This is a genomic window from Saccharopolyspora antiqui, from assembly GCF_052246905.1.
Classification (GTDB): domain Bacteria; phylum Actinomycetota; class Actinomycetes; order Mycobacteriales; family Pseudonocardiaceae; genus Saccharopolyspora.
This window is the reverse complement of the sequence record NZ_JBQQBO010000006.1, coordinates 59,193-79,874: the sequence shown is the minus strand read 5'-3', so window position 1 is coordinate 79,874 and position 20,682 is coordinate 59,193. Positions and strand designations below refer to the sequence as shown.

General features: G+C 67.0%; 21 protein-coding genes. 8 read left to right on the top strand and 13 right to left on the bottom strand.

What is annotated here, in order from left to right; all coding sequences use genetic code 11:
* The first annotated feature begins 1 nt into the window (after window position 1).
* Window positions 2–790 carry a class I SAM-dependent methyltransferase gene (locus tag ACTWQN_RS12435; RefSeq protein WP_443203572.1) on the top strand — a complete coding sequence of 263 codons (789 nt, stop codon included), beginning with the start codon at window positions 2–4 and terminating at the stop codon, window positions 788–790.
* Window positions 791–1,107: 317 nt separating this feature from the next.
* Here the strand turns inward: ACTWQN_RS12435 and ACTWQN_RS12430 are convergent, their stop codons facing one another.
* Both ACTWQN_RS12430 and ACTWQN_RS12425 read right to left on the bottom strand, forming a co-directional pair.
* Window positions 1,108–2,214, bottom strand: a complete 1,107-nt coding sequence (locus ACTWQN_RS12430) for an epoxide hydrolase family protein (protein WP_443203571.1) — start codon at window positions 2,212–2,214, stop codon at window positions 1,108–1,110.
* A gap of 20 nt (window positions 2,215–2,234) precedes the next feature.
* Entirely contained in the window at window positions 2,235–2,432 is a 198-nt protein-coding gene (locus tag ACTWQN_RS12425; protein WP_443203570.1) for a hypothetical protein, read from the bottom strand.
* A 72-nt stretch (window positions 2,433–2,504) separates the two neighbouring features.
* On the opposite strand from ACTWQN_RS12425, the gene ACTWQN_RS12420 reads away from it, so the two are divergent.
* Window positions 2,505–3,233 (top strand): MarR family winged helix-turn-helix transcriptional regulator, encoded by a 729-nt coding sequence (locus tag ACTWQN_RS12420; protein WP_443203569.1) that lies wholly within the window; start codon window positions 2,505–2,507, stop codon window positions 3,231–3,233.
* A 133-nt stretch (window positions 3,234–3,366) separates the two neighbouring features.
* Here the strand turns inward: ACTWQN_RS12420 and ACTWQN_RS12415 are convergent, their stop codons facing one another.
* The 8 genes from ACTWQN_RS12415 to ACTWQN_RS12380 form a co-directional block, all read right to left on the bottom strand.
* Window positions 3,367–4,176 (bottom strand): hypothetical protein, encoded by an 810-nt coding sequence (locus ACTWQN_RS12415; RefSeq protein ID WP_443203568.1) that lies wholly within the window; start codon window positions 4,174–4,176, stop codon window positions 3,367–3,369.
* 190 nt (window positions 4,177–4,366) lie between these two features.
* On the bottom strand, window positions 4,367–5,335 hold the full coding sequence (locus ACTWQN_RS12410) for a methyltransferase (RefSeq protein WP_443203778.1): 969 nt from the start codon (window positions 5,333–5,335) through the stop codon (window positions 4,367–4,369).
* Window positions 5,336–5,933: 598 nt separating this feature from the next.
* Window positions 5,934–8,378 (bottom strand): replicative DNA helicase, encoded by a 2,445-nt coding sequence (gene dnaB / locus ACTWQN_RS12405; RefSeq protein ID WP_443203567.1) that lies wholly within the window; start codon window positions 8,376–8,378, stop codon window positions 5,934–5,936.
* A gap of 417 nt (window positions 8,379–8,795) precedes the next feature.
* Window positions 8,796–9,248, bottom strand: coding sequence for a 50S ribosomal protein L9 (gene rplI / locus ACTWQN_RS12400; protein WP_443203566.1), 453 nt, complete (start codon window positions 9,246–9,248; stop codon window positions 8,796–8,798).
* A gap of 21 nt (window positions 9,249–9,269) precedes the next feature.
* Window positions 9,270–9,506 (bottom strand): 30S ribosomal protein S18, encoded by a 237-nt coding sequence (gene rpsR / locus ACTWQN_RS12395; protein ID WP_443203565.1) that lies wholly within the window; start codon window positions 9,504–9,506, stop codon window positions 9,270–9,272.
* A gap of 45 nt (window positions 9,507–9,551) precedes the next feature.
* Complete coding sequence (locus ACTWQN_RS12390; protein ID WP_443203564.1) at window positions 9,552–10,031, bottom strand: single-stranded DNA-binding protein; 480 nt, start codon at window positions 10,029–10,031, stop codon at window positions 9,552–9,554.
* A 44-nt stretch (window positions 10,032–10,075) separates the two neighbouring features.
* Window positions 10,076–10,438 (bottom strand): 30S ribosomal protein S6, encoded by a 363-nt coding sequence (gene rpsF / locus ACTWQN_RS12385; protein WP_443203563.1) that lies wholly within the window; start codon window positions 10,436–10,438, stop codon window positions 10,076–10,078.
* Window positions 10,439–10,621: 183 nt separating this feature from the next.
* A complete protein-coding gene (locus ACTWQN_RS12380) occupies window positions 10,622–11,554 on the bottom strand; it encodes a hypothetical protein (protein WP_443203562.1) in 933 nt (310 codons plus the stop codon).
* A 220-nt stretch (window positions 11,555–11,774) separates the two neighbouring features.
* Here ACTWQN_RS12380 and ACTWQN_RS12375 point away from each other — a divergent pair, with 220 nt between their 5' ends.
* On the top strand, window positions 11,775–12,542 hold the full coding sequence (locus tag ACTWQN_RS12375) for a deoxyribonuclease IV (RefSeq protein WP_443203561.1): 768 nt from the start codon (window positions 11,775–11,777) through the stop codon (window positions 12,540–12,542).
* The gene (locus ACTWQN_RS12370; protein WP_443203560.1) at window positions 12,539–13,963 is read left to right on the top strand and encodes a glycosyltransferase family 87 protein; all 1,425 of its coding nucleotides are present in this window, start codon (window positions 12,539–12,541) and stop codon (window positions 13,961–13,963) included. Before ACTWQN_RS12375 ends, ACTWQN_RS12370 begins: the two co-directional genes overlap by 4 nt.
* Here ACTWQN_RS12370 and ACTWQN_RS12365 read toward each other — a convergent pair.
* Complete coding sequence (locus ACTWQN_RS12365) at window positions 13,875–14,822, bottom strand: DUF418 domain-containing protein (protein WP_443203559.1); 948 nt, start codon at window positions 14,820–14,822, stop codon at window positions 13,875–13,877. The genes ACTWQN_RS12370 and ACTWQN_RS12365 overlap by 89 nt on opposite strands.
* Here ACTWQN_RS12365 and ACTWQN_RS12360 point away from each other — a divergent pair.
* Complete coding sequence (locus tag ACTWQN_RS12360; protein ID WP_443203558.1) at window positions 14,776–15,066, top strand: TetR/AcrR family transcriptional regulator C-terminal domain-containing protein; 291 nt, start codon at window positions 14,776–14,778, stop codon at window positions 15,064–15,066. The two genes, ACTWQN_RS12365 and ACTWQN_RS12360, sit on opposite strands and share 47 nt — an antisense overlap.
* A gap of 54 nt (window positions 15,067–15,120) precedes the next feature.
* Here the strand turns inward: ACTWQN_RS12360 and ACTWQN_RS12355 are convergent, their stop codons facing one another.
* Complete coding sequence (locus tag ACTWQN_RS12355) at window positions 15,121–16,113, bottom strand: helix-turn-helix transcriptional regulator (protein WP_443203557.1); 993 nt, start codon at window positions 16,111–16,113, stop codon at window positions 15,121–15,123.
* 84 nt (window positions 16,114–16,197) lie between these two features.
* Between ACTWQN_RS12355 and ACTWQN_RS12350 the strand changes: the two genes are divergently transcribed.
* Window positions 16,198–16,605: a DUF3224 domain-containing protein gene (locus tag ACTWQN_RS12350; protein WP_443203556.1), complete on the top strand. Its 408-nt coding sequence runs from the start codon at window positions 16,198–16,200 to the stop codon at window positions 16,603–16,605.
* 116 nt (window positions 16,606–16,721) lie between these two features.
* Here the strand turns inward: ACTWQN_RS12350 and ACTWQN_RS12345 are convergent, their stop codons facing one another.
* On the bottom strand, window positions 16,722–18,566 hold the full coding sequence (locus ACTWQN_RS12345; protein ID WP_443203555.1) for an acyl-CoA dehydrogenase: 1,845 nt from the start codon (window positions 18,564–18,566) through the stop codon (window positions 16,722–16,724).
* A gap of 299 nt (window positions 18,567–18,865) precedes the next feature.
* On the opposite strand from ACTWQN_RS12345, the gene ACTWQN_RS12340 reads away from it, so the two are divergent.
* Together ACTWQN_RS12340 and ACTWQN_RS12335 are read left to right on the top strand one after the other, a co-directional pair.
* The gene (locus tag ACTWQN_RS12340) at window positions 18,866–19,822 is read left to right on the top strand and encodes an ATP-binding cassette domain-containing protein (RefSeq protein WP_443203554.1); all 957 of its coding nucleotides are present in this window, start codon (window positions 18,866–18,868) and stop codon (window positions 19,820–19,822) included.
* Entirely contained in the window at window positions 19,819–20,619 is an 801-nt protein-coding gene (locus ACTWQN_RS12335) for an ABC transporter permease (protein ID WP_443203553.1), read from the top strand. The genes ACTWQN_RS12340 and ACTWQN_RS12335 overlap by 4 nt, the downstream gene beginning before the upstream one ends.
* Window positions 20,620–20,682: the final 63 nt, after the last annotated feature.

Genomic DNA, 20,682 nt, shown 5'->3' with positions numbered 1-20,682 from the left:
CATGGCAGAGTCGTTCGGGGTCGACCCCAAAAGGTACGACCGGACCCGGGCCGCGTATCCCGAGGCCATGATCGAGCGGATCGTGGCCGCCAGTCCTGGTCCCGACTTCCTCAACGTCGGCTGCGGGACCGGCATCGAGGCCCGTCAGTTCCGGGCCGCCGGCCGCACGGTGCTCGGTGTCGAGCCCGATCCGCGGATGGCCGACTTCGCGCGGGGTACCGGAGTTGAGGTCGAGGTCGCGACCTTCGAGGCGTGGGAGCCGGCCGGGCGCACCTTCGACGCGGTCGTTTCCGGTACGGCCTGGCACTGGGTCGACCCGGTCGCGGGCGCGACCAAGGCAGCGCGAGTCCTGCGGCCGGGAGGCGTGCTGGCCCCGTTCGGGCACGTGTACCAGCTGCCGCCCACCGTGGCGGAGGCCCAAGCCGAGGCGTACCGGCGGGTGGCTCCCGACTCGCCGTTGGGCTTCAACGGCCGGTCCGGTGCGTCGATCCTGGACGCCTACCAGGGGCTGTACGCCAGGGCCGCGGACGGAATCCGCGAGACGGGCGCGTTCGACGAGCCCGTGCTGTGGCGCTACGACTGGGAGTGCACGTACAGCCGCGACGAGCTGCTGGACCTGGTACCGACCTCAGGCGGCCTCACCAGCCTGCCACCAGATCAAGTGGCGGAGGTGTTGGCTGCCCTGGGTACGGCGGTCGACGAGTTGGGCGGCATCGTCACGCTGCCGTACGCCACCTGGGGCCTCACCGCGACCCGCACCGACGTCCCACCCCCGCACACCAAAGAATGATGCAGCCGGATTTGAGGCCCTACAGAAATGTGGGTTCTCGTCGTTCTTGGCATCTGGATGCCTGCTCACGTGCGGTTTCGTTTGTGTTTCTCATCGTGATGACGTCAGCTTCTTCTCACTGATGTGGCATCTTCCCACGATCTTGATGCTGACGAGGATATGCGGCCCGCCGGTAGTAAACGGCAAAAACAACCCAAGGCCGGGCCCCACCTCTGTCGGTGCCAAGGGCACGACGGTGCGGCTGGACTCGGCGAAGACGAACGGCCTGTTGGCCGTGAAGCTCTGGGGTTCCGGGAGTTCGCGGTCAGCAGTGTCTCCTAGCGGGTGGCGACCGGGGAGTCGTCCTTGATCTGGGTGAGGAAGAAGTCCCGGACGTCCTCGGCGAGCAGCTCCGGCACCTCCATCGCGGCGAAGTGGCCGCCGCGGTCGAACTCCGACCAGTGCCGGATGTCGTACAGCCGTTCGGCCAGTGGTCGCACCGACTGCGTGATGTCGTGCGCGAACACCGCCACGCCCATCGGGACCGGGCACGGTTCGGTCCGCCGCGGGGCCTCGCGGTGCAGCCGCGCCGAGGAAGCCGCGGTGGCGGTCAGCCAGTACAGCGAGATGTTGGTGAGCATCCGCTCGTCGCTGATCTGCGAACGGGGGTCGGTCCACTGCGCGAAGCGCTCGGCGATCCAGGCCAGCTGGCCGACCGGCGAGTCGGTCAGCGCGTAGCCGAGGGTCTGCGGGGTGGTGGCTTGCAGAGCCTGGTACGGCGGGCGATTCGCCATCAGCTGCCTGACCTTGTCCAGCCGAGCAACGTCGGTTTCGGACAGTTCGATGTCGGCGTCCGGGTCCGGCCGGGTCGGCAGGTAGTTGACGTGCACCCCGATGACGTTCTCGGGTGCGACCGCGCCGAGCGCCGTTGAGATGCCCGAGCCGAAGTCGCCACCCTGCACGCCGTAGCGCTCGTACCCGAGGCGGCGCATGAGTTCGGCCCAGGCCCGCGCGACCCGGACGTAATCCCAGCCGCGCTCGTGGGTCGGCCCGGAGAACCCGTAACCCGGGATGGACGGGATCACCAGGTGGAAGTCGCGCGAGAGCGGCTCGATCACGTCGAGGAACTCCAGGAACGAACCGGGCCAGCCGTGGGTGAGGACCAGCGCGAGCGCGTCCGGTTTGGCAGACCGGACGTGGACGAAGTGGATGTTCTGGCCCTCGATCTCGGTGGTGAAGTGCGGGAGCTCGTTGAGCTTGGCCTCGTGCTCGCGCCAGTCGTAGCCGGTGCGCCAGTACTCGGCCAGTTCCTTGAGCCGCGCCAGCGGAAAGCCGTAGTCCCACCCGGCGTCGGCGACCTCGTTGGGCCACCGGGCGCGGGAGAGCCGGTCGGCCAGGTCGTCGAGGTCGGCCTGGGGGATGTCGATGCGGAACGGCTTGATCATGCTCTCAACTCCAGGGGGATTCATTCGGCGCCCAACTGTTCGGGCGCCGGTGTCGGGGTCGATGAGGCGGTGCGGACGGCGCCGGTGCAACGGGTGCCGGTTTCGAACATGGCCGTGAGGCGGTGGCGGCCTTCGGTGATCCAGGTGCCGTCCTCGTCGTCACGTTCGCTGACGATGGCGTGGTTGACGTCCACCGGGCTTTCGACGGCCTCGGCCACCTACCCGTTGATCCAGTCGCTGCCCTTGATGGATTGCGTGGCCCAGTCGCCAAGATCGAATCCTGCGACTCCATGCTTCTGGCCACGAAGGATGAGTTCACTCCCGTGGAGTCCACAGCTTCCCGCCAGAGAGATCAATTCTCGCGTGTCCAGGCGGGCATGATCCGCACCTCGCTCAATCGCCAGCCCGCCGACGTCGTCGAGCAGGCGCGCGAAGCGGGTGAACAGGTCGGCGATCTCGATACGGTCGGCGATCAGAGCATCCGTGGACACGGCATCCCTTTTCGTTGGCGAATCCAACATTGGCGCCGCCAACTATACACAGATTCATTGGCTACGCCAACGATGTATGGTGACGTCGTGGAGGAGACGCCCGCACGCCTGACCGCGAAGCCGAGTTGGCTGCTCACCCAGTTGGCGGTGCACGCGCACCGGTTGGCGTCCGACGGCTTCGGCGAGGTGGGTGCGCGTGGATACCACTACCGGATCCTGGCCACGCTGAATGAGTTCGGGGTGGCCAGTCAGGCCGAGCTTGGTCGCCGGTCCAACATGGACCGCAGCGACGTCGTGGCAGCGATCAACGAACTGGCCGAGCAGGGTTTCGTCGAGCGGACGCCGGACCCGGATGACCGAAGGCGCAACATGGTGACCCTCACCAAGGCGGGTGATCGGCAACTGCGACGCATGGACCGAGCGCTCGACAAGGTGCAGGACGATCTACTCGGACCGCTTCCGGCCGAGGACAGGCAGACCTTGACCCGCCTGCTCACTCAACTGCTCACGCAACACCAACGGGGGTGAGGTGGGCCGCCCCGAGCCTCAAGGATGCCCCTCCTTGCTGAGGACGCTGAGAACCCGCAAACGCAGCCTGAAGGGTCTCGTCGTTCTTGGATCTTGATGCCGATGAGGACATTCGTGTCGCGCAGCGGGGAGATCATATGACTGATGCGCGGTTGGTCTCAGCGATGATGGCGGCCAGGCAGGCTCTCGCTGCTAGGGGCACCATTCTGACTGGGTTTGGTGCGACGAGGTCTGTGATGCTGTCCCAGACGTCGATTCGGTTCTCCCCGGTTATCTCGGGTTCGATGGACCGCATCAGTTCGGCGAGGACATGGCGACCGGTTGGAGTGATGGTGTAGCCCCCGCCGTCAGCTTTGAGTAGTGGTTCTTTGAGGTGTTCTTGCACCATTCGGAGGTGGCGTAGTCCGTATGATTCCCGGCCTGTGTGGTGAAGGCTCATCCAGTTCATTGCGTTTCCTGACCAGAAGAAGGCCGTTTCATCATCGAAGGAGCGTAGGTAGGTCGCGGTCTGGTTCAGGCTGAAGGCGCGGTTGATGATGATCTGCTGCCAGCCATAGATCGTGTGGTCTCGGGCTGCGAGGCGCAGCGTGGTCCGGCGGCTTGGGCTGACCCAGCCGGGCAGGCGTCGTGTGAGGTCGGGTTTTGGTGAACCCCACGGGCCTCGCGGGCCGGTTGATTCTGGTTGCCACGTCACTTGTTCGTCGATGCGATGACGTAGGAGTTGGCGTTCGGCTTCTTCAGCGAGGTAGTCGGTGAGCTGGCGGGCTTCGTTGGCCAGGAAGTCGGCATAGGCGGTGCGGCCTTGAGGGTCGCGTGGAGCGAGGTCCCCAGGATGGAGTCGCACGTCCCCTCCGGTGAGGATTTCCCAGATGCGCATGGTGGCGAAGCGGCGTCCAGAAATGTAGGGTCTCACACCTCGTGACATGTTGATCTTGTTTGACATGCGGTTTCGCAGTTGTCTCACTGGCCGGCCACTCCGGTTGCGTCTCATTCCGGTGGCATTTTTTGCGCCGGGGCGCGTGGCTGGTTGTTCTCGGCCAAGGCATGACGGGTTGCGAGCAGCCGTTGGCTTATGACTTGACGGGAGCCTCTTGGGCACTGATCCGACCTGTCAGATCAGTGCCGTCGTTGGCTCATTGGTCGGCGGCGAGCCGAAATTCGAGAAGGCAGCGTTGATCGGTCAGGTCGGTCACCGTGTCCAGGACCAGGCCGTGTGACGAGGCGAGCGCGCGGAACTCGTCGATTCGGCGCTCGCGGCCGCCAAACATCACGAGCATGGCCAGGTTGAATTCGCTCTGGGACCGAAGTCCCCCGACCGGTTCGATGACCAGCACGCGCCCGACTGGGTGGGCGGCCTCGACGCAACGGCTCAGGATGCGGTGGGCGTGCTCGTCATCCCAGTCGTGGAGGATGTCAACCAACAAATAGGCCTCCGCTCCTGCCGGGAGCGGGTCGAAGAAGCTTCGCGCCGTCACCTGCGTCCGCTCATCGAGATCGTGAGCGCTGAAGGTGCGGCGGGCCTCGGCGGCAGTGGGTTTGAGGTCGACCAGGTGGCCGTGCACCCGAGGGTGGACCGTCAGAATCGCGGCGAGCAGGGTGCCTTGGCCACCGCCGACGTCGACGATGGTGGAAAACCGGGACCAATCGAAACCAGCGACGATCTGCGGAATCTGCTCCCGGAACCGGTGCGTCATCTGCTCGTCGAACGACTCCCGAAGGTGAGGATATTCGGCCAGGTCGGCCCAGAAGTCCTGCTCGTAGCGGCGTGGGTAGGCGGCTTGGCCGGTGGTGATGCTGTGGGCGAGTTCGACAAACGCCAGCTCGGCGCGGCCGCCGGCGGTGTTCAGATGAAGGAGGTTGGTAAGGCCGTTGCCGGCATCGGCGCAGAGGTTCGCTCCGTACTTGGTCGTCCGGTAGCCGGTGGAGGTCCGTTCGACGATTCCGAGGGTCGCGAGGTGGTCGAGCAGGAGATCGAGCGCGACCGGAGCTGCGTTGAGCTCGACCGCGAGTTCATCGATGGAAGCGTCGCAGCCGAGTAGCCGATCCGGCAGACCCAGGGTCACCGCGACCCGCAGCGCCATCGGTGTCGCCAACCCGGCCATGCGACGTATCGAGTCAGTATCGTCGTTGTGTCCCACGAAGATCCACTGTGCACTGCCTGTCAACCGAAAATCGATCCTGACTTGGACCATGTTTCGCTTGCACAGCGTCTCACTGTGGCACCGCTTGAGAAATCCGTCGGCGCCACTGACACCAGAGTGAGGACTCTGCGCGCTCCGCTGAGAGCGGACAACCGGTATCGGCAATGTCCGTTCTCATCCATCGTGTCAGGGAACCAACGCGCTCATCCGGGGACCGACATTCCCGACGAGACAGAACGCCTGGCCGCCGGGCGCAGCGGCAGTTGGCCGGAACGCCCACGCGACCGTCGTCTCAATGATCACGGCATCGCGCGGGGCTCTGAGCAGGGAGCTGACAACTGCGCTGAGACAGGTCACGTCTCGATGACGCACGGGACCAAGGCTTCCTGCAAGCTTGGCTGGGAATCTGCCACGGCAGTGAGACAAACGGCCAAGCCGGTGAGAACCTGCCAACTCCAGTGAGAACGGACAGGCAATCTCAGTCCAATGTCGTAAACGACATCCATACGACATTGGACTTGAGATTATGACATCAGATTTGAGACCCTACAGAAATTCCCTATTCCTGGGCCATGTCGACGAAGCGGCTGTAGTGGAGTTGGTGGGCGACGGTGACCGTCGCGGTGGGGCCCGCGCGGTGCTTGGCCACGATCAGGTCGGCCTCACCCATCCGCGGATCATCCCGCTCGAACGCATCCGGCCGATGAATCAAGATCACCATGTCGGCATCTTGTTCGAGTGAACCACTTTCACGTAGGTCCGAGAGCTGGGGTTTTTTGTCCGTTCGTTGTTCTGGGCCTCGGTTGAGCTGGGAGATCGCTACCAGGGGGACTTCGAGTTCCTTGGCGAGCAGCTTGAGGTTTCGGGAGAACTCCGAGACTTCCTGCTGGCGGGATTCGACCCGCTTGCCGGAGGTCATCAGCTGCATGTAGTCCACGACGATCAGCTGGATGTCGTGGCGCTGCTTGAGGCGCCGCGCCTTCGCGCGGATCTCCATCATGGTCAGGTTCGGCGAGTCGTCGATGTACAGCGGTGCTTCGCTGATCTCGCTCATCCGCCGCGCCAACCGCGTCCAGTCGTCGTCGGTCATCCGACCACCGCGCATGTCACCGAGCCGGATGCGGGCCTCGGCGGAGAGCATGCGCATGACGATCTCGGTGCGGCCCATCTCCAGCGAGAAGATGACGCTGGCCAGCCCGTGCTTCACCGACGCCGACCTGGCGAAGTCCAGTCCGAGGGTGGAGTTGTGGGTCGGAATCATGGCTCGGCTCGCGAGGTACAGGTGATCCGGCGCATCGACCTCGACGCACCGAACCGGCACGCTCGCCACCGGCCGCACTTCGGTGATAAAGCGGGCACCGATAATCCGCGGGTTTCGCGCGCTGCGCTCCTTATGGACCAACCGCTTGCGACTCAGGCGAAAGACATCGTCCTGCGTTGTGAACGCAAGCGTGAACGCAGTCGACGACGCTTCTGTTCGACCGGAGACTCGTTTGGTGGTCATGCTGCAGCGGTAGCCGAGACTGACGACAAGTTCGTACGCATCACGCGCGAGACGGCCATTGGTCACGGAGAACTGAACCGAACCGCTGGGTGCAACGGTGCCGTCCGTGTCGAGCAACCCGGCCAGCAGCGCACGACGTTGCGGCTCCGAGCTGCGGAGGTACTCCCCGGGGATGTGCTTGTTTCCCAGGACGCCCGCAGTCCGCAACAGCGCCTGGACATCAACGAACGGCTCGACCGACGAGAACCGGATTTCGTAGTAGCGTTCGCGCACTTGCGGAGCGTGGTAACCCTCGGCTTCCACGTGCATTGCGATCTCGGGATCGGCACTCGTGAACGCGGCCGTCATCGACGTACCGTCGCCCAGCCAAACGCCCAGCACATAGGGCGCAATCGGGAGATCGCGTTCCGCCAGGACGAGTGCGAGCCCGGCGTTCACCGAGTGGTTGAGCCGCCGATCAGCAGTGTTGCAGCGCAGGGTCGCCGCGATCTCCTCGGTTGTCCGCACTTTCGCGAAGGTTCGCCGGTTCCGGCTGCGGTTGTACCCAGCCGCCGCTGCTTGAGCTGACTTCCGCGATGCGCGGGTCTCGGTCAACCACTGGTGCTCAGCGTCGGCGGTGATGACCGTGCCGTCGGAGAATTCGACTTCGTAGCAGGGGCGGTTGTGCATGACCTCGGTTGCCGCGACGACCTTCGTCGGCTTGCCGTCGGATCCGATCAGGTAGTCACCAACTGCGACCTCGCCCATCGTGGTCCAGCCGTCCGGGGTCGGCAGGGGTGTGTCCAATGCCAACGCCTTGCCGACGCCTGGGCGGGCCGCCAGGATGATCATCTGGCCGGGGTGCAGGCCGTTGGTCAAACCGTCGAGGTCGACGAAGCCGGTTGGGATGCCTTGGGATTCCCCACCCCGGGAGGCGATGGCGTCGATCTCGTCCATCGTCGGCTGGAGGAGTTCTTCGAGCGCGTGGTAGTCCTCGCTGGTTCGGCGCTCGGTCACGTCGTAGATCGCGGCCTGGGCTCGGTCGACGACCTCTTCGATCGCCGCTCCCTCCGAGCCGTGGTAGCCGAGCTGCACGATCCGGGTGCCCGCCTCCACCAACCGGCGCAGGACCGCCTTCTCCGAGACGATTTCGGCGTAGTAACCAGCGTTCGCGGCGGTGGGCACCGTGGCGATCAGGGTGTGCAGGTAGGGCGCGCCGCCGACCTTGAGCAGTTCTTGGCGGCGTTCCAGTTCGGCCGACACGGTGATCGCATCCGCTGGCTCACCTCGGCCGTAGAGGTCGAGGACGCAGTCGTAGATGGCCTGGTGCGCGGGTCGGTAGAAGTCGTTGGGGCTGAGCGCCTCGACGACGTCGGCGATCGCGTCCTTGCTCAGCATCATGCCGCCGAGCACCGACTGCTCCGCGGCCAAGTCCTGCGGAGGCTGCCGTTCGAAGGTGCCGTTGCCGGCGCCTCCGTCGCTGGTGAAGTACGGGTCTTCCTGCTCCTCGGGCACCGCCACCGGACCCCGTCACCTCCTCCGGCGCCAAAACGATCACGCATGGTGGGCAGCAAAGCCCGCGCGCGAAGCTAGATCGCCCGCTTGGAGCAGGCAAGTCAAGCTGTGGACAAACCTTGGGACAACCTGTGGATAGATCGAATTGAGCTGGGGATAACTTGCGTCAGCCTTCCGCGCAGCTGGGGACAACCTGGGGACAAGTCGCCATGATCGACAAGAAAGTCCAGTTCAACGACTGCGTGCAGGTTGTGGAAAAAATCAGTGGAAAAGTTCCGGCGTGTCGCTGCCTTCGGCGTGTCGGATTCGACCGCGCTGCGTCACGGTCGTGACCGCCGGTGCGCACGCCGGACGCAGCATCGTCCACCCATCACACGAATGCCGGAGTGGACGATGCTGCCTGTGGAAACCGGTACTACCGGGTCACTGCTCGCCAGCGACCTGGACGTTGACGGCTGCCGTCACGTCCGGGTGCAGCTGCACGTCGACGACGTGCTTGCCCAGCGACTTGATGTGGCCGCGCAACGAAACCGAGCGCTTGTCGAGGTTCGGGCCACCCGCCTTGCGCACCGCGGCGACCACGTCGCCGCTGGTGATCGAACCGAACAGCTTGCCCTGCGAGGACACCTTGGCGGTCAGCGTGACCGCGCCGAGGTCCTGCAGCTGCTGCTTGAGTTCGCGAGCGTGCTCCAGGTTGCGCACCCGGCGGTTCTCCTGCACGCGGCGGATCGTCTCGATCTGCTTCTGCGCACCCTTGGTGGCCACGATGGCCAGGCTGCGGGGCAGCAGGTAGTTGCGCGCGTAGCCGTCCTTGACCTCGACGATGTCGCCGGACTCGCCGAGACCGGACACGTCAGCGGTGAGGATGATCTTCACGACGTGTGTCTCCTTTCCGGGTCAGCGTGCGGTCGAGGTGTAGGGCAGCAGCGCCATCTCGCGGGCGTTCTTCACCGCGATGGCGACATCGCGCTGGTGCTGGCTGCAGTTGCCAGTCACCCGACGGGCACGGATCTTGCCGCGGTCGGAAATGTACTTCCGCAGCAGCGTCGTGTCCTTGTAGTCGATCTGCGACGCCTTGTCCTTGCAGAACACGCAGACCTTCTTCTTCGGCTTGCGCACGGGCGCCTTGGCCATCGGTCTTCCTCCTGAACGAAAACTTCGTAAGCGTTGCTGCGCCGTTTAGAACGGCGGCTCGTCGCTGAACCCGCTGGAACCGGCGGGCGGCGCGGAACCCCACGGGTCGTCGGCCGGGCTGCTCGCCTGGCCTCCGCCACCGCTGAAACCGCTGCCGCCGCGGCTGACCTTGTTCACCTTGGCGGTGGCGTAGCGCAGCGACGGCCCGATCTCGTCGACCTCAAGCTCGACGACGGTGCGCTTCTCGCCTTCCTTCGTCTCGAAGGAACGCTGCCGCAGCCTGCCCTGCACGACCACCCGCATGCCGCGGGTCAACGACTCGGCCACGTTCTCCGCGGCCTGCCGCCAGATGTTGCAGCGCAGGAAGAGGGCTTCGCCGTCCTTCCACTCGCCGCTCTGGCGGTCGAAGGTCCGGGGCGTGGAGGCGACCGTGAAGTTCGCGACCGCCGCACCGGACGGGGTGAAGCGCAGCTCCGGGTCGGCGGTCAGGTTGCCGACCACCGTGATTACCGTTTCACCAGCCATGACCTGGGGACTCCAGTCTGGTCGTTAGCGGGTTCGGGGCCGGATCAGGCGGATGCCTGGGCGCGGGCCTTGGCGGCGCGAGCCTTGGCGGCGCGGGCCGCCTTGCGGGGCTCGACGATCTTGCGCAGGACCTTGGTCCGCAAGATCGACTCGTTGAGGTTCAGCTGCCGGTCGAGTTCCTTGATGGTGGCCGGCTCGCCGTTGAGGTCCAGGACGACGTAGATGCCCTCGGCGTGCTTGTCGATTTCGTACGACAGCCGCCGACGACCCCAGACGTCGACCTTCTCGACGGTGCCGCCATCGTTGCGGACAACGTTGAGGAAGTTCTCCATGGACGGAGCGACGGTGCGCTCGTCCAGGCTCGGGTCCAGGATGACCATGAGCTCGTAATGACGCATGAAGACCATTCACCTCCTGTGGACTCACGGCCACGGGCTTTCCGTGGCAGGAGGGTCGTCGCGTCGACGAACTGGACAAGGCTAGCAAGGCACCCCGACAACACCCGCATCGCCCCGCCGCTTCGCGCCGCTACCGGGAGCGCAACCGGTCGGAGAAGTGTTATCGCTGGTCAGACGCCATGGCGCGAATGTTCAGTAGCGGCGGAGGACCCAGCTGCGGACCAGGGCGGCGGTGGCCATCGCCAGTGAGATGGCGGCGAGCAGCACCGGGACGGCGACCCGGTCGGTCACCTCGGTGGGCACCGCCTCGGCCTTGCCCGCCGCGCGGATCTCGTCCTGCTGGGCACGCTCTTCCTGCTGCACCTGGGCCTGGGCGGCGAGGTCGCCGACGTTCGGGGTCAGACCCGGGACCTGGCCGTAGCGGCCCTGCGTCCACGGCAGCGCCGCGCCCGACGGGTAGCGCAGGTCGGGCGGCAGCACGCTGATCGCGGCCGGAGCCCCGCCGAGCGGTGTCGGTGGGGCGATCACGGGTGCCGACGGGGGCGGGGCCTCGCTGGCGCTCGGTGGCGCTGGACTGGTCTGCGGCGGTGTCGTCGGCTCCGGCTGTTCGGGGGAGGGCTGCGACGACGGCGGCTGTTCCGCCGGTTTTTCGGCGTTGACGGTGACGGCGTTGCCGAGGCTCACCAGGTTGGTGAAATGCCAGGTCACGGCGTCGACCCTGTCGACGGGCAGGCCGAGTTCGACGAGCCGGGGCGAGGCTGCCGCGGCGATGTCCTTGCCGGAGTAGAAGGTGCGGCCTTCGGCTGCGCTGCCGATCAGGATCGGGGTCTGTTCGGCGAACCGGTCGGCGGCGTCGTCGGCCGGGCCCAGGGCCAGCGGCATGGCGAGCAGCACGGCTTCGCGGACCTTGAAGTCCATGGTGGATGGCGCGACGGCGATCTGCTGGCCCGGTAACGCCTCGACGGTCGCCAGTGCCTGGTCGACGACCAGGGTGTCGGCCGCGTTGGCGGTTCCGGCGCCGAGGAAGGTGCTGGCGGTGATCACGAGTCCGATCAGCCCGGCGGACGCGGTCCGGCCGAGCGCGTTCGGTTTGATCAGCGGATTGGGCCGCCGCCGTGCACCCATGCTCTCGCCTCCCCGTGGCAGTGCGGATCCTGATCACTCTCTCAAACGCACCCGACGTCTGAACACCGCCATTTGTGACGAGAGGTCGATGAGTCCCGTTCAGCGGGAATCCGCTGCGCCACGCCCCTGCGGCCGGTGGCGGCGCTGGTGCGGAATCGGTGTGCGTTCGGCCTGGCCGGACGGCTGAACGGGCCGGTCGAGGCGGCTCTAGACTTCGGGTATGCGTATCGGCGCCCACGTCCGCGATGATGATCCGTTGACCGCCGCTGCCGAGCGCGGCGCGGAGGTCGTGCAGTTCTTCCTGTCCGACCCGCAGGGGTGGAAGGCCCCGAAGCCGCATCCGCAGACCGAGCAGCTGCGGGACAGCGAACTGGCGGTGTTCATCCACGCGCCGTACGTGATCAACGTCGCGTCGCTGAACAACCGGATCCGGATTCCCTCGCGCAAGGCGGTGGCGCAGCAGGCGAAGGCCGCCGCCGGGGTGGGGGCGCAGGGCCTGATCGTGCACGGCGGTCATGTGACCAAGGACGACGCACCGGCCGAGGGCGTGGCGAACTGGCGGAAGCTGTTCGAGCGGCAGGCCGCCGACGGCGGCTTCGAGGTACCGATCCTGATCGAGAACACCGCTGGTGGGGCCAATGCGATGGCCCGGCGCTTCGACGCGTTGGCGCGGTTGTGGGATGCGGTTGGGGAATTCGGTGCGGGGTTCTGCCTGGACACCTGCCACGCGCATGCCGCTGGTGAGGAGTTGCTGGACATCGTGGATCGGGTGAAGGCGATCACCGGCCGGATCGATCTGGTGCACCTCAACGATTCGCGGGACGAGTTCGGTTCGTCGCGGGATCGGCACGCCAACATCGGGGCGGGCAACATCGATCCGGATCTGCTGGTCGCGGTGTGCGCGAACGCGGGGGCGCCGGTGGTGGTGGAGACGCCGGACGAGGGCCAGGCCGACGACATCTCGTTCCTGCGCGGCAAGGTGTCGTGAGCGCGGTTGGCCGTGTTGGCGGCCGTGACTCGTCGGCGGTGACCCGTGGGTTGACGATCTCCGGGTTGGTGGCGTTGTGCCTGCTGACCGCTGTGACGTTGGCGCTGGGGTATGCGAACAAGGCGCGCTGCACCGGTCCGGATTTCGACGAGTCGGGGCGTTCGCAACCGGCCTACCAGGAGCGGGCTTACGGCGACGTGTGCTACTCCGACATCCAGAACCTGTGGATCGGTCGGGACATCGATCGGCACGTCTTCCCCTACGTGCACGGCGGAATCTCCTCCGACGGGACGTTGTACGGCGGGGTGGTCGAGTACCCGGTGCTGACCGGGGTGCTGATCTGGGTTGGGGCGCTGTTCGCCCACACCGATGCGGGTTTTCTCGCCGCGTCGGCGTTGTTGATGGCCCCGTTCGGGCTGGCCGTCGCTTGGTGGTTGGGCAGGTTGAGCGGGTGGCGGGCGTTGTTGTGGGCGCTTGGCCCCCCGTTGGTGCTGTATGCGTTCCACAACTGGGATCTGCCCGTTGTGGCGTGTTCGGTGGCTGCGGTGTTCGTGGTGCACCGGTGGACGTCGGTGTCGCTCCGGCGCCGGGCGACGGTAGCCGCGGTGCTGTTGGGCGCGGGCTTCGCGCTGAAGTTGTACCCGGCGCTTTTCGTGCTGCCGTTGGCGTTGTACGTGCTGACCAGCGGCCGTGGGCGGCTGGATGTGCGTGGCGCGTTGCAGGTCGTGGGGGCCGCCGTCGGCACGGCGGTGGTGGCCAACGTGCCGTTCGTGTTGGCCGGGTTCAGCGGTTGGTTGGCGTCGTTCGAGTTCCAGTCGCGGCGGCAGGTGGACATCAGCACGAACTCGATCTGGTACTGGGGTTTCCGGCACTGGACCGACTCCGAGGGGTTCCAGTCGGCGGTGGGTGTGGTGTCGCCGATGCTGATGCTGTTGTCGTTCGCGGTGGCCTGCGGCGTGGGTTGGCTGCGCTACGAGCGCACCGGGAGCTATCCGTGGGTGCAGGTTTCGGCGGCGATGCTGTGCGGTTTCCTGCTGCTGCACAAGGTGCATTCGCCGCAGTACACGTTGTGGTTGTTGCCGTTCTTCGTACTGGTGTCGGTGCGCTGGGGTTGGATCGTGGCGTATCTGGTGGCGGACGCGGCGATGGGCATCGGCATCTTCCGCTGGCTCTACCTGAACATGGCCGGTGACCCCAGCGGTATCCACGATGGTTTCACCGCGCAGGCGTTGATGGTCGGGGTGTGGGGCCGGGCCGCGCTGCTGGTCGGCCTGTTCGTCGCGTTCCTCGCGGCCCGCTCCACTGTGGACGATGTCAGTTCCGGGGACGATGTCAGTTCCGGTAGACCAAGCGGCGCAGCAGGTGCTCTGCCGGGCCTCGTCGACCGCGGCGGTCGAGCCAGTACGCTGCGGCGACCGTGATCAGCCAGAGCCCGATGGCGAAGCAGGCCGTGGTCGCGTTGGTCAGGTGTGCGCCGAGGCCGAGTCCCCAGGCCGCCAGCACCGGGGCCATGATCAGCGAGTGGGTCAGGTAGCAGGACAGCGATCGCTTGCCCACCGCGCTGATCGCCGTGATCGCCCGGGATGGCTTGGCGCGCCGGGAGATCCGGTTGGCGAGCAGGCCGAACAGCGCGACGTAGCCGAGCCCGCCCGCGAGTCCGGTCGGCCATTGCAGCGCCCACAGGGCGGCTTCGTTCACCTCGGGCACGGCGCCGATTTGGACCAGTGCGGCGGGCAGGCTGCCCAGCCAGCAGATGGTGATGCCGATGATCGCGGTGCGGCGCAGCAGCGGTAGGTGCCGGTGCGGTTCTTCGAGGATTCGTCGGCGGGCGGCCCAGATTCCGAGCAGCATCGCGACCGGGGCGGTGAGGCCGAAGGTGGTCAGGCAGGTGAGCACCAGCCAGGTGGTGATTCGCGAGATCCCGGCGATGAGGTAGTTCTCGTCGCCCGCGCCGCTGGCCGTGGCCGGTGTCGGCCCCATCGCGGCCGGGTCGGCTGGGGCGGAGGCGAAGGCGATTCCGCTGATCAGCAGCAGGGTTAGGAGCGCGGCGCCGATCGCACTCCAGGTGATCAGGGCGCGGTCGCTGCGGCGGAGCAGGAACGCGCCGATGACGAGGCTGATCACGCCGTAGGCGGCGAGCACGTCAGTGGCGAGCAGCAGCGCGGCGTGCCCGAGGCCGAAGGCGAGCAGCCAGCGGCCGAACCTGCTGGCCTGGTACGACTCGACGCTTCGGGTGCTCGCCGATACCGGGCTGTCGGAACCGGAGAAGCTCGCGGTCATCGAGACGTTGGACGGTTTCGTCCGGGGAGCGGCGTGGACCAGCGTGGATCGGGACGCGGGCGACGCCGGCTGGGCGGCCAAGCGGGACGCGGCGTTGGCCGAGCTGGTGAACTTCGACGACTACCCGGCCCTGGCCCGCGCCCTGCTGGCGGGCGCCGTGCCGTCCGCACCGGACACCTTCGAGCTGAGCCTGCAACGCGTTCTCGACGGCATCGCAGCACTGATCGACGCCCGAGCACCGTGACCGCACCGGGCGCCAGGAACGGGGTGAGGGGCACCCGTGACCCAGTTACTTGGTTCACGGGTGCCCCTCACCCTTCACCTGAACGGGGTCGTAGCGGGCTGCTAGGGCGGTGGCGGTTTCGGCGATGGCGGAGCGGAGTTCGGGCGGCGCGAGGACCTCGGCTTCCGCGCCGAGTCGCAGCAGGTCGCCGACGGCGACGGCGGGTCGTTCGACCGGCAGGTCGACCCGCACCCAGCCGTTTTCGTCCGGCGGTCCGGCCGCGGCGAGGGCCCGCTCGCCCTTCGTGCCGAACTGCGCGGGCAGCAGTCGCTGCGCACGCGGTGAGATCCGCAGTCGAGCGGTCCCGTGCAGCATCGAGGCCTCCATCCGGCGGGCCGCGTCGGCCCAGCTGGTGGCGAGGTCGAAACCGGTTGGCCGGGTGAAGGATTCCGGGGTGACCTCGATGGTGATGAACCGGGAGATCCGGTAGGTGCGGACGGTTTCTTCGGCCTGCGCCACCAGGTACCAGATCCCGCCTTTCAGGACGATGCCCAGCGGGTGGAGTTCCCGGTGCACTTCGCCCCGCCAGCGGCGGTAGTGCGCGCGCAGCACGCGTTGTTCCCACACCGCACGCGCGATTTCGGCCAGGTGCGGCACCGGATCGGCGTCCCGGAACCAGCCCGGCGCGTCGAGGTGGAACCGGTCCTGGATGCGTCTCGCTCGTTCGGCCAGGTCGGTGGGCAGCGCGGCTTGGACCTTCAGCTGCGCGGTGGCGAGCACCGCGCCCAGCCCCAGGTCTTCGGCCGGGCCAGGGGCTCCGGCGAGGAACAGCGATCCGGCTTCGGCATCGGTGAGTCCGGTCAACCGGGTGCGGTAGCCGTCCATCAGGTGGTAGCCGCCGTCGGGCCCCCGGTCGGCGCAGACCGGAACGCCTGCGGCGCCCAGGGCCTCGATGTCCCGGTAGACCGTGCGGACCGACACCTCCAGTGCCGCGGCGAGTTCGGTGGCGGTCATCCGGCCGCGGTTCTGCAGCAGCAGGAGTGCGGTGAGCAGGCGGTCGGCGCGCATGGCGCGGATTTTGCCGCCGGTACCTGACAGGAGGTGTCAGCTACTGCGTCGAGGCTGCTGGCAAGACCGATCGAAAGGACGTCCATGACCACGCAGACCACCGGGAGCTTCGTCGTCGCCCACTGGGACGAGAACATCGTCGGCGATGCCGAGCGGTATCCGAGGCTCGCGCACGCCGCGATCACCAACAACTTCTCCGGCGGCATCGAAGCTGCCGAGGTCGCCTGCGAGTACACCCTGGTCTACAGCACCGAACTGACCGGGGCGTTCACCGGCATGCAGCTGCTGCGCGGCACCGTCGACGGCCGCAAGGGGAGTTTCGCCGTCGAGGAGCGCGGCTGGTTCGGCGATGACGGCCTGATCCACGGCACCTTCGAGGTGGTACCGGACTCGGCGACCGACGACTTGTCCGGCCTCCGAGGCACCGGCCGCTACACCGTCAGGCAAGGCGAATCAGCGGTCGCCTACACCTTCGACTACGACCCAACCTGACGCACCGTCCACACAGGACACAACCGCGCCGCGCTCCCCATTCGGGTTAAGAGTGAAGGGCACCTTTGACCGGCTTACTCGGTCAAAGGTGCCCTTCACCCGTCGCCATCGGAGTGTCAGAAGACGGATTCGTCCAGGTCCATCAGGGAGTTGTCCGCCGCTTCGATGATCTTGCGGCGGCCGGTGAGTTCCGGCAGCACGTTCTTGGCGAAGAACCGGGCCACCGCCACCTTGCCCTGGTAGAACGGCTGGTCCTTGGCGGAGGCGCCCGCGTCCAGCGCGGCGAGGGCGATCTCGGCCTGCCGCAGCAGCAGCCAGCCGATCAGCAGATCGCCCATGCTCAGCAGCAACGAGACCGCGTGCTGGCCGACCTTGTAGAGGTTCTTGACGTCCTGCTGCGAAGAGGTCAGGAACTCGATCATCGTGCCGAGCATGCCCTGCGCGTCCTGCAACGCGCGGGCGACCAGGGCGCGCTCCTCCTTGAGCCGCTCGTCGGCGCCTTCGGCTTCCAGCGACGCCTGGATCTCCGCCGCGATGTGGCCGAGGGCGGCGCCGTTGTTGCGGACGATCTTGCGGAAGAAGAAGTCCTGGGCCTGGATCGCGGTGGTGCCCTCGTACAGGCTGTCGATCTTGGCGTCCCGGATGTACTGCTCGATCGGGTAGTCCCGCAGGTAGCCGGAGCCGCCCAGGGTCTGCAGCGACAGGGTCAGCATCTCGTAGGCCCGCTCCGAGCCGACGCCCTTGACGATCGGCAGCAGCAGGTCGTTGACCTGCTCGGCGAGGCTGACGTCGGTGCCCGCGTGCTGCCCCTGCACCACCTGGTCCTGGAAGCTGGAGGTGTAGAGGTAGACCGCGCGCAGCCCTTCGGCGTAGGCCTTCTGCAGCATCAGGATGCGCCGCACATCGGGGTGGTGGGTGGTGGTGACCCGCGGCGCGCTCTTGTCGGTGGCCTTGGTCAGGTCCGCGCCCTGCACCCGCTGCTTGGCGTAGTCCAATGCGTTGAGGTAGCCGGTGGACAGGGTGCCGATCGCCTTGGTACCGACCATCATCCGGGCGTACTCGATGACCTGGAACATCTGCGCGATGCCGTCGTGCACCTCGCCGAGCAGCCAGCCCTCGGCCGGGGTGCCGTGCTGGCCGAAGGTCAGCTCGCAGGTGGCGGAGGCGTTCAGGCCCATCTTGTGCTCGACGTTGGTGACGAAGGCGCCGTTGCGCTCGCCGGGCTCACCGGTGGTGGCGTCGAAGTGGAACTTCGGCACCAGGAACAAGCTCAGCCCCTTGGTGCCGGGCTTGGACTCCATGCCGGGTCCCTCGGGACGGGCCAGCACCAGGTGCATGATGTTCTCGGTCATGTCCTGGTCGGCGGAGGTGATGAACCGCTTGACGCCCTCCAGGTGCCACGAACCGTCGGCCTGCTTGATGGCCTTGGTGCGACCGGCGCCGACGTCCGAACCGGCGTCCGGCTCGGTGAGCACCATGGTGGCGCCCCAGCCGCGTTCGATCATCAGCTCGGCCCAGTGGCGCTGCTCCTCGGTGCCGTTGCGCCACAGGATCGTCGCGAAGTTCGGGCCCGCCATGTACAGGTAGACGGCCGGGTTGGCGCCGAGCATGAGTTCGGCGGCCGACCAGATGACGCTGGGCGGGGTGCCGTAGCCGCCGAGTTCGTCCGGCAGGCTCAGCCGCCACCACTCGCCGTCCACGACCTGCCGGTAGGACTTCTTGACGGCCTCGGGCAGGGTCACCGAGTGGGTGGCCGGGTCGAACTTGGCACCGGTGCGGTCGCCTTCGACGAAGGAGTCGGCGAGCGGACCGGTGGCCACCTCGTTGAGTTCGGTGAGCACGCCCCGCACGGTGTCCTCGTCGGACTGCTCGAACGCGCCCTGCCCGAGCCGGTCCTGCACCTTGAAGACCTCGAAGAGGTTGAATTCGAGGTCTCGGACGTTGCTCTTGTAGTGGCCCATCGGAGGCTCCCTCTTGCGCGCTGCTGCGGGTGGGCCCGGCTCGGCTCAACCCTTACTCGTCGGTAACAAGAGAGTATTACCTGACAGTAACCTCTGCCAAGACGACACCCGTGCGAACTCTTGCCGAAACCGGCCGCGACCAGGGAAATCGGCACCGAAAATTCCGCGCGTGACCTCGACCTCCCCGCCTGCGGCACCGGCGACCCGCGCAGTTGCGCTGCGAAAATCGGCAGCGGCATGTCAGACCCCCCACCTACAGTTGCGCTGACATTTCCGGCAAAACCCCTGCGGAGACCCAGATGACTGCTGTGCGTGCGGAAGCGTTGGTGAAGACCTTCGGCTCGAACCGCGCGTTGGACGGCGTAGACCTGGAGATCCCGTCCGGGCAGGTGCTCGGCCTGCTCGGACCCAACGGCGCGGGCAAGACCACGACCGTGCGGATCCTGACCACGCTGCTCAAACCCGACTCCGGGCGCGCCTTCGTCGCCGGTCACGACGTGCTCGACCAGCCGCAGGCGGTGCGCCGCTCGATCGGCCTGTCCGGGCAGTACGCGGCGGTCGACGAGAACCTCACCGGCTACGAGAACCTCTACATGGTCGGGCGGCTCTACGGCATGTCCCGCTCGGACGCGACCGCGCGAGCACGCCAACTGCTCGACCGGTTCCGGCTCCAGGAAGCCGCCGACCGACCGTCGAAGGGCTACTCCGGCGGCATGCGCCGACGGCTGGACCTGGCCGGTGCGCTGGTCGCCGCTCCAGCCGTCGTGGTGCTCGACGAGCCGACCACCGGACTGGACCCGCGCGGCCGGATGGAAACCTGGAGCGTCATCGGCGAACTCGTCGCCGACGGCACCACCGTGCTGCTGACCACGCAATACCTGGAGGAAGCCGACCAGCTGGCGGACCGCATCGCGGTGATCGACCGCGGCCGGGTGATCGCCAGCGGCACCGCCGACCAGCTCAAGACCCAAGTCGGCGGCGAACGCCTGGAACTGGTCGTGCAGGACGCGGTGGACCTGCCGGTGGTGGCGCGGGTGCTCGGCGAGGTCGGGTCCGGGCCACCGGAGGTCGAGGAACAGCTGCGCAAGGCGCTCGTCGCGGTGGAAACCGGGCCCAAGGCGCTCATCGAGGCGCTGCGCAGGCTGGACCTCGAAGGAGTCGCGGTACACGACGTCGCACTGCACCGACCCACCCTGGACGACGTGTTCCTGGGCCTGACCGGTCGGCGCACCGAAGATCAGGAGGAGCAGCCGTGACCGTGCTGTCCGTCAGCATGCGCGACAGCAGCGTCGTCGCGTGGCGGAACCTGATGAACATCAAGCGCAACCCGGACATGCTGCTGTCCAGCACCGCACAACCGATCATGTTCGTGCTGCTGTTCGCCTACGTCTTCGGCGGCAGCCTCGGCGGCGAGGCCTACCGGGAGTTCCTGATCGCCGGGATCTTCGTGCAGACCGTCGCGTTCAACAGCGCGTTCACCGTGATCGGGCTGGCCAACGACCTGAACAAGGGGATCGTGGACCGGTTCCGGTCGCTGCCGATGTCGCGGGTCGCGGTGCTGCTGGGCCGGACCTCGTCGGATCTGGTGATCAGCGTGCTGACCGTGGTGATCATGTCGCTGTGCGGGCTGCTGGTTGGCTGGCGGATCCGCGGCAGCCTGCTCGAAGCGCTGCTGGCCTTCGCCATCCTGCTGCTGTTCTCGTTCGCGATGTCCTGGGTCGGCGCGTTCATCGGGCTGCTTTCGCGCAGCGTCGAGGTGGCGCAGAGCGCCGGACTGCTCTGGCTGTTCCCGGTCACCTTCATCTCCTCGGCGTTCGTCCCGGCCGAGTCGATGCCGGGACCGCTGCGCGCCTTCGCCGAGTGGAACCCGATCACCGTCACCGCCGACGCGCTGCGGCAGCTCTACGGCAACCCGCTGCGGGTCACCGGCCCGGTGCCCGACAGCTGGCCCGCCCAGCACGCGGTGCTGTACTCGATCGCATCAGCCCTGCTCATCCTCGCGATCTTCATGCCCCTCGCAGTAGCCCGCTACCGCCGCGTAGCCAGCCGGTGAGCCGGGCCGTGTTGATTGCCGCTGCTTTCCACGACATTCGGCTTGACTCTCACGTTGCGTGAG

Coding starts and splice junctions, on each gene's coding strand:
- ACTWQN_RS12355 (WP_443203557.1), bottom strand. CDS start 16,113: ATGCGCGCCGACCGCCTGCTCACCGCACTCCTGCTGCTGCAGAACCGC.
- ACTWQN_RS12420 (WP_443203569.1), top strand. CDS start 2,505: ATGCTTCTGGCCACGAAGGATGAGTTCACTCCCGTGGAGTCCACAGCT.
- ACTWQN_RS12390 (WP_443203564.1), bottom strand. CDS start 10,031: ATGGCTGGTGAAACGGTAATCACGGTGGTCGGCAACCTGACCGCCGAC.
- ACTWQN_RS12340 (WP_443203554.1), top strand. CDS start 18,866: ATGACTGCTGTGCGTGCGGAAGCGTTGGTGAAGACCTTCGGCTCGAAC.
- ACTWQN_RS12380 (WP_443203562.1), bottom strand. CDS start 11,554: ATGGGTGCACGGCGGCGGCCCAATCCGCTGATCAAACCGAACGCGCTC.
- ACTWQN_RS12415 (WP_443203568.1), bottom strand. CDS start 4,176: ATGTCAAACAAGATCAACATGTCACGAGGTGTGAGACCCTACATTTCT.
- rpsR (WP_443203565.1), bottom strand. CDS start 9,506: ATGGCCAAGGCGCCCGTGCGCAAGCCGAAGAAGAAGGTCTGCGTGTTC.
- ACTWQN_RS12410 (WP_443203778.1), bottom strand. CDS start 5,335: ATGGCCGGGTTGGCGACACCGATGGCGCTGCGGGTCGCGGTGACCCTG.
- ACTWQN_RS12350 (WP_443203556.1), top strand. CDS start 16,198: ATGACCACGCAGACCACCGGGAGCTTCGTCGTCGCCCACTGGGACGAG.
- ACTWQN_RS12375 (WP_443203561.1), top strand. CDS start 11,775: ATGCGTATCGGCGCCCACGTCCGCGATGATGATCCGTTGACCGCCGCT.
- rpsF (WP_443203563.1), bottom strand. CDS start 10,438: ATGGTCTTCATGCGTCATTACGAGCTCATGGTCATCCTGGACCCGAGC.
- ACTWQN_RS12345 (WP_443203555.1), bottom strand. CDS start 18,566: ATGGGCCACTACAAGAGCAACGTCCGAGACCTCGAATTCAACCTCTTC.
- ACTWQN_RS12430 (WP_443203571.1), bottom strand. CDS start 2,214: ATGATCAAGCCGTTCCGCATCGACATCCCCCAGGCCGACCTCGACGAC.
- ACTWQN_RS12435 (WP_443203572.1), top strand. CDS start 2: ATGGCAGAGTCGTTCGGGGTCGACCCCAAAAGGTACGACCGGACCCGG.
- ACTWQN_RS12365 (WP_443203559.1), bottom strand. CDS start 14,822: ATGACCGCGAGCTTCTCCGGTTCCGACAGCCCGGTATCGGCGAGCACC.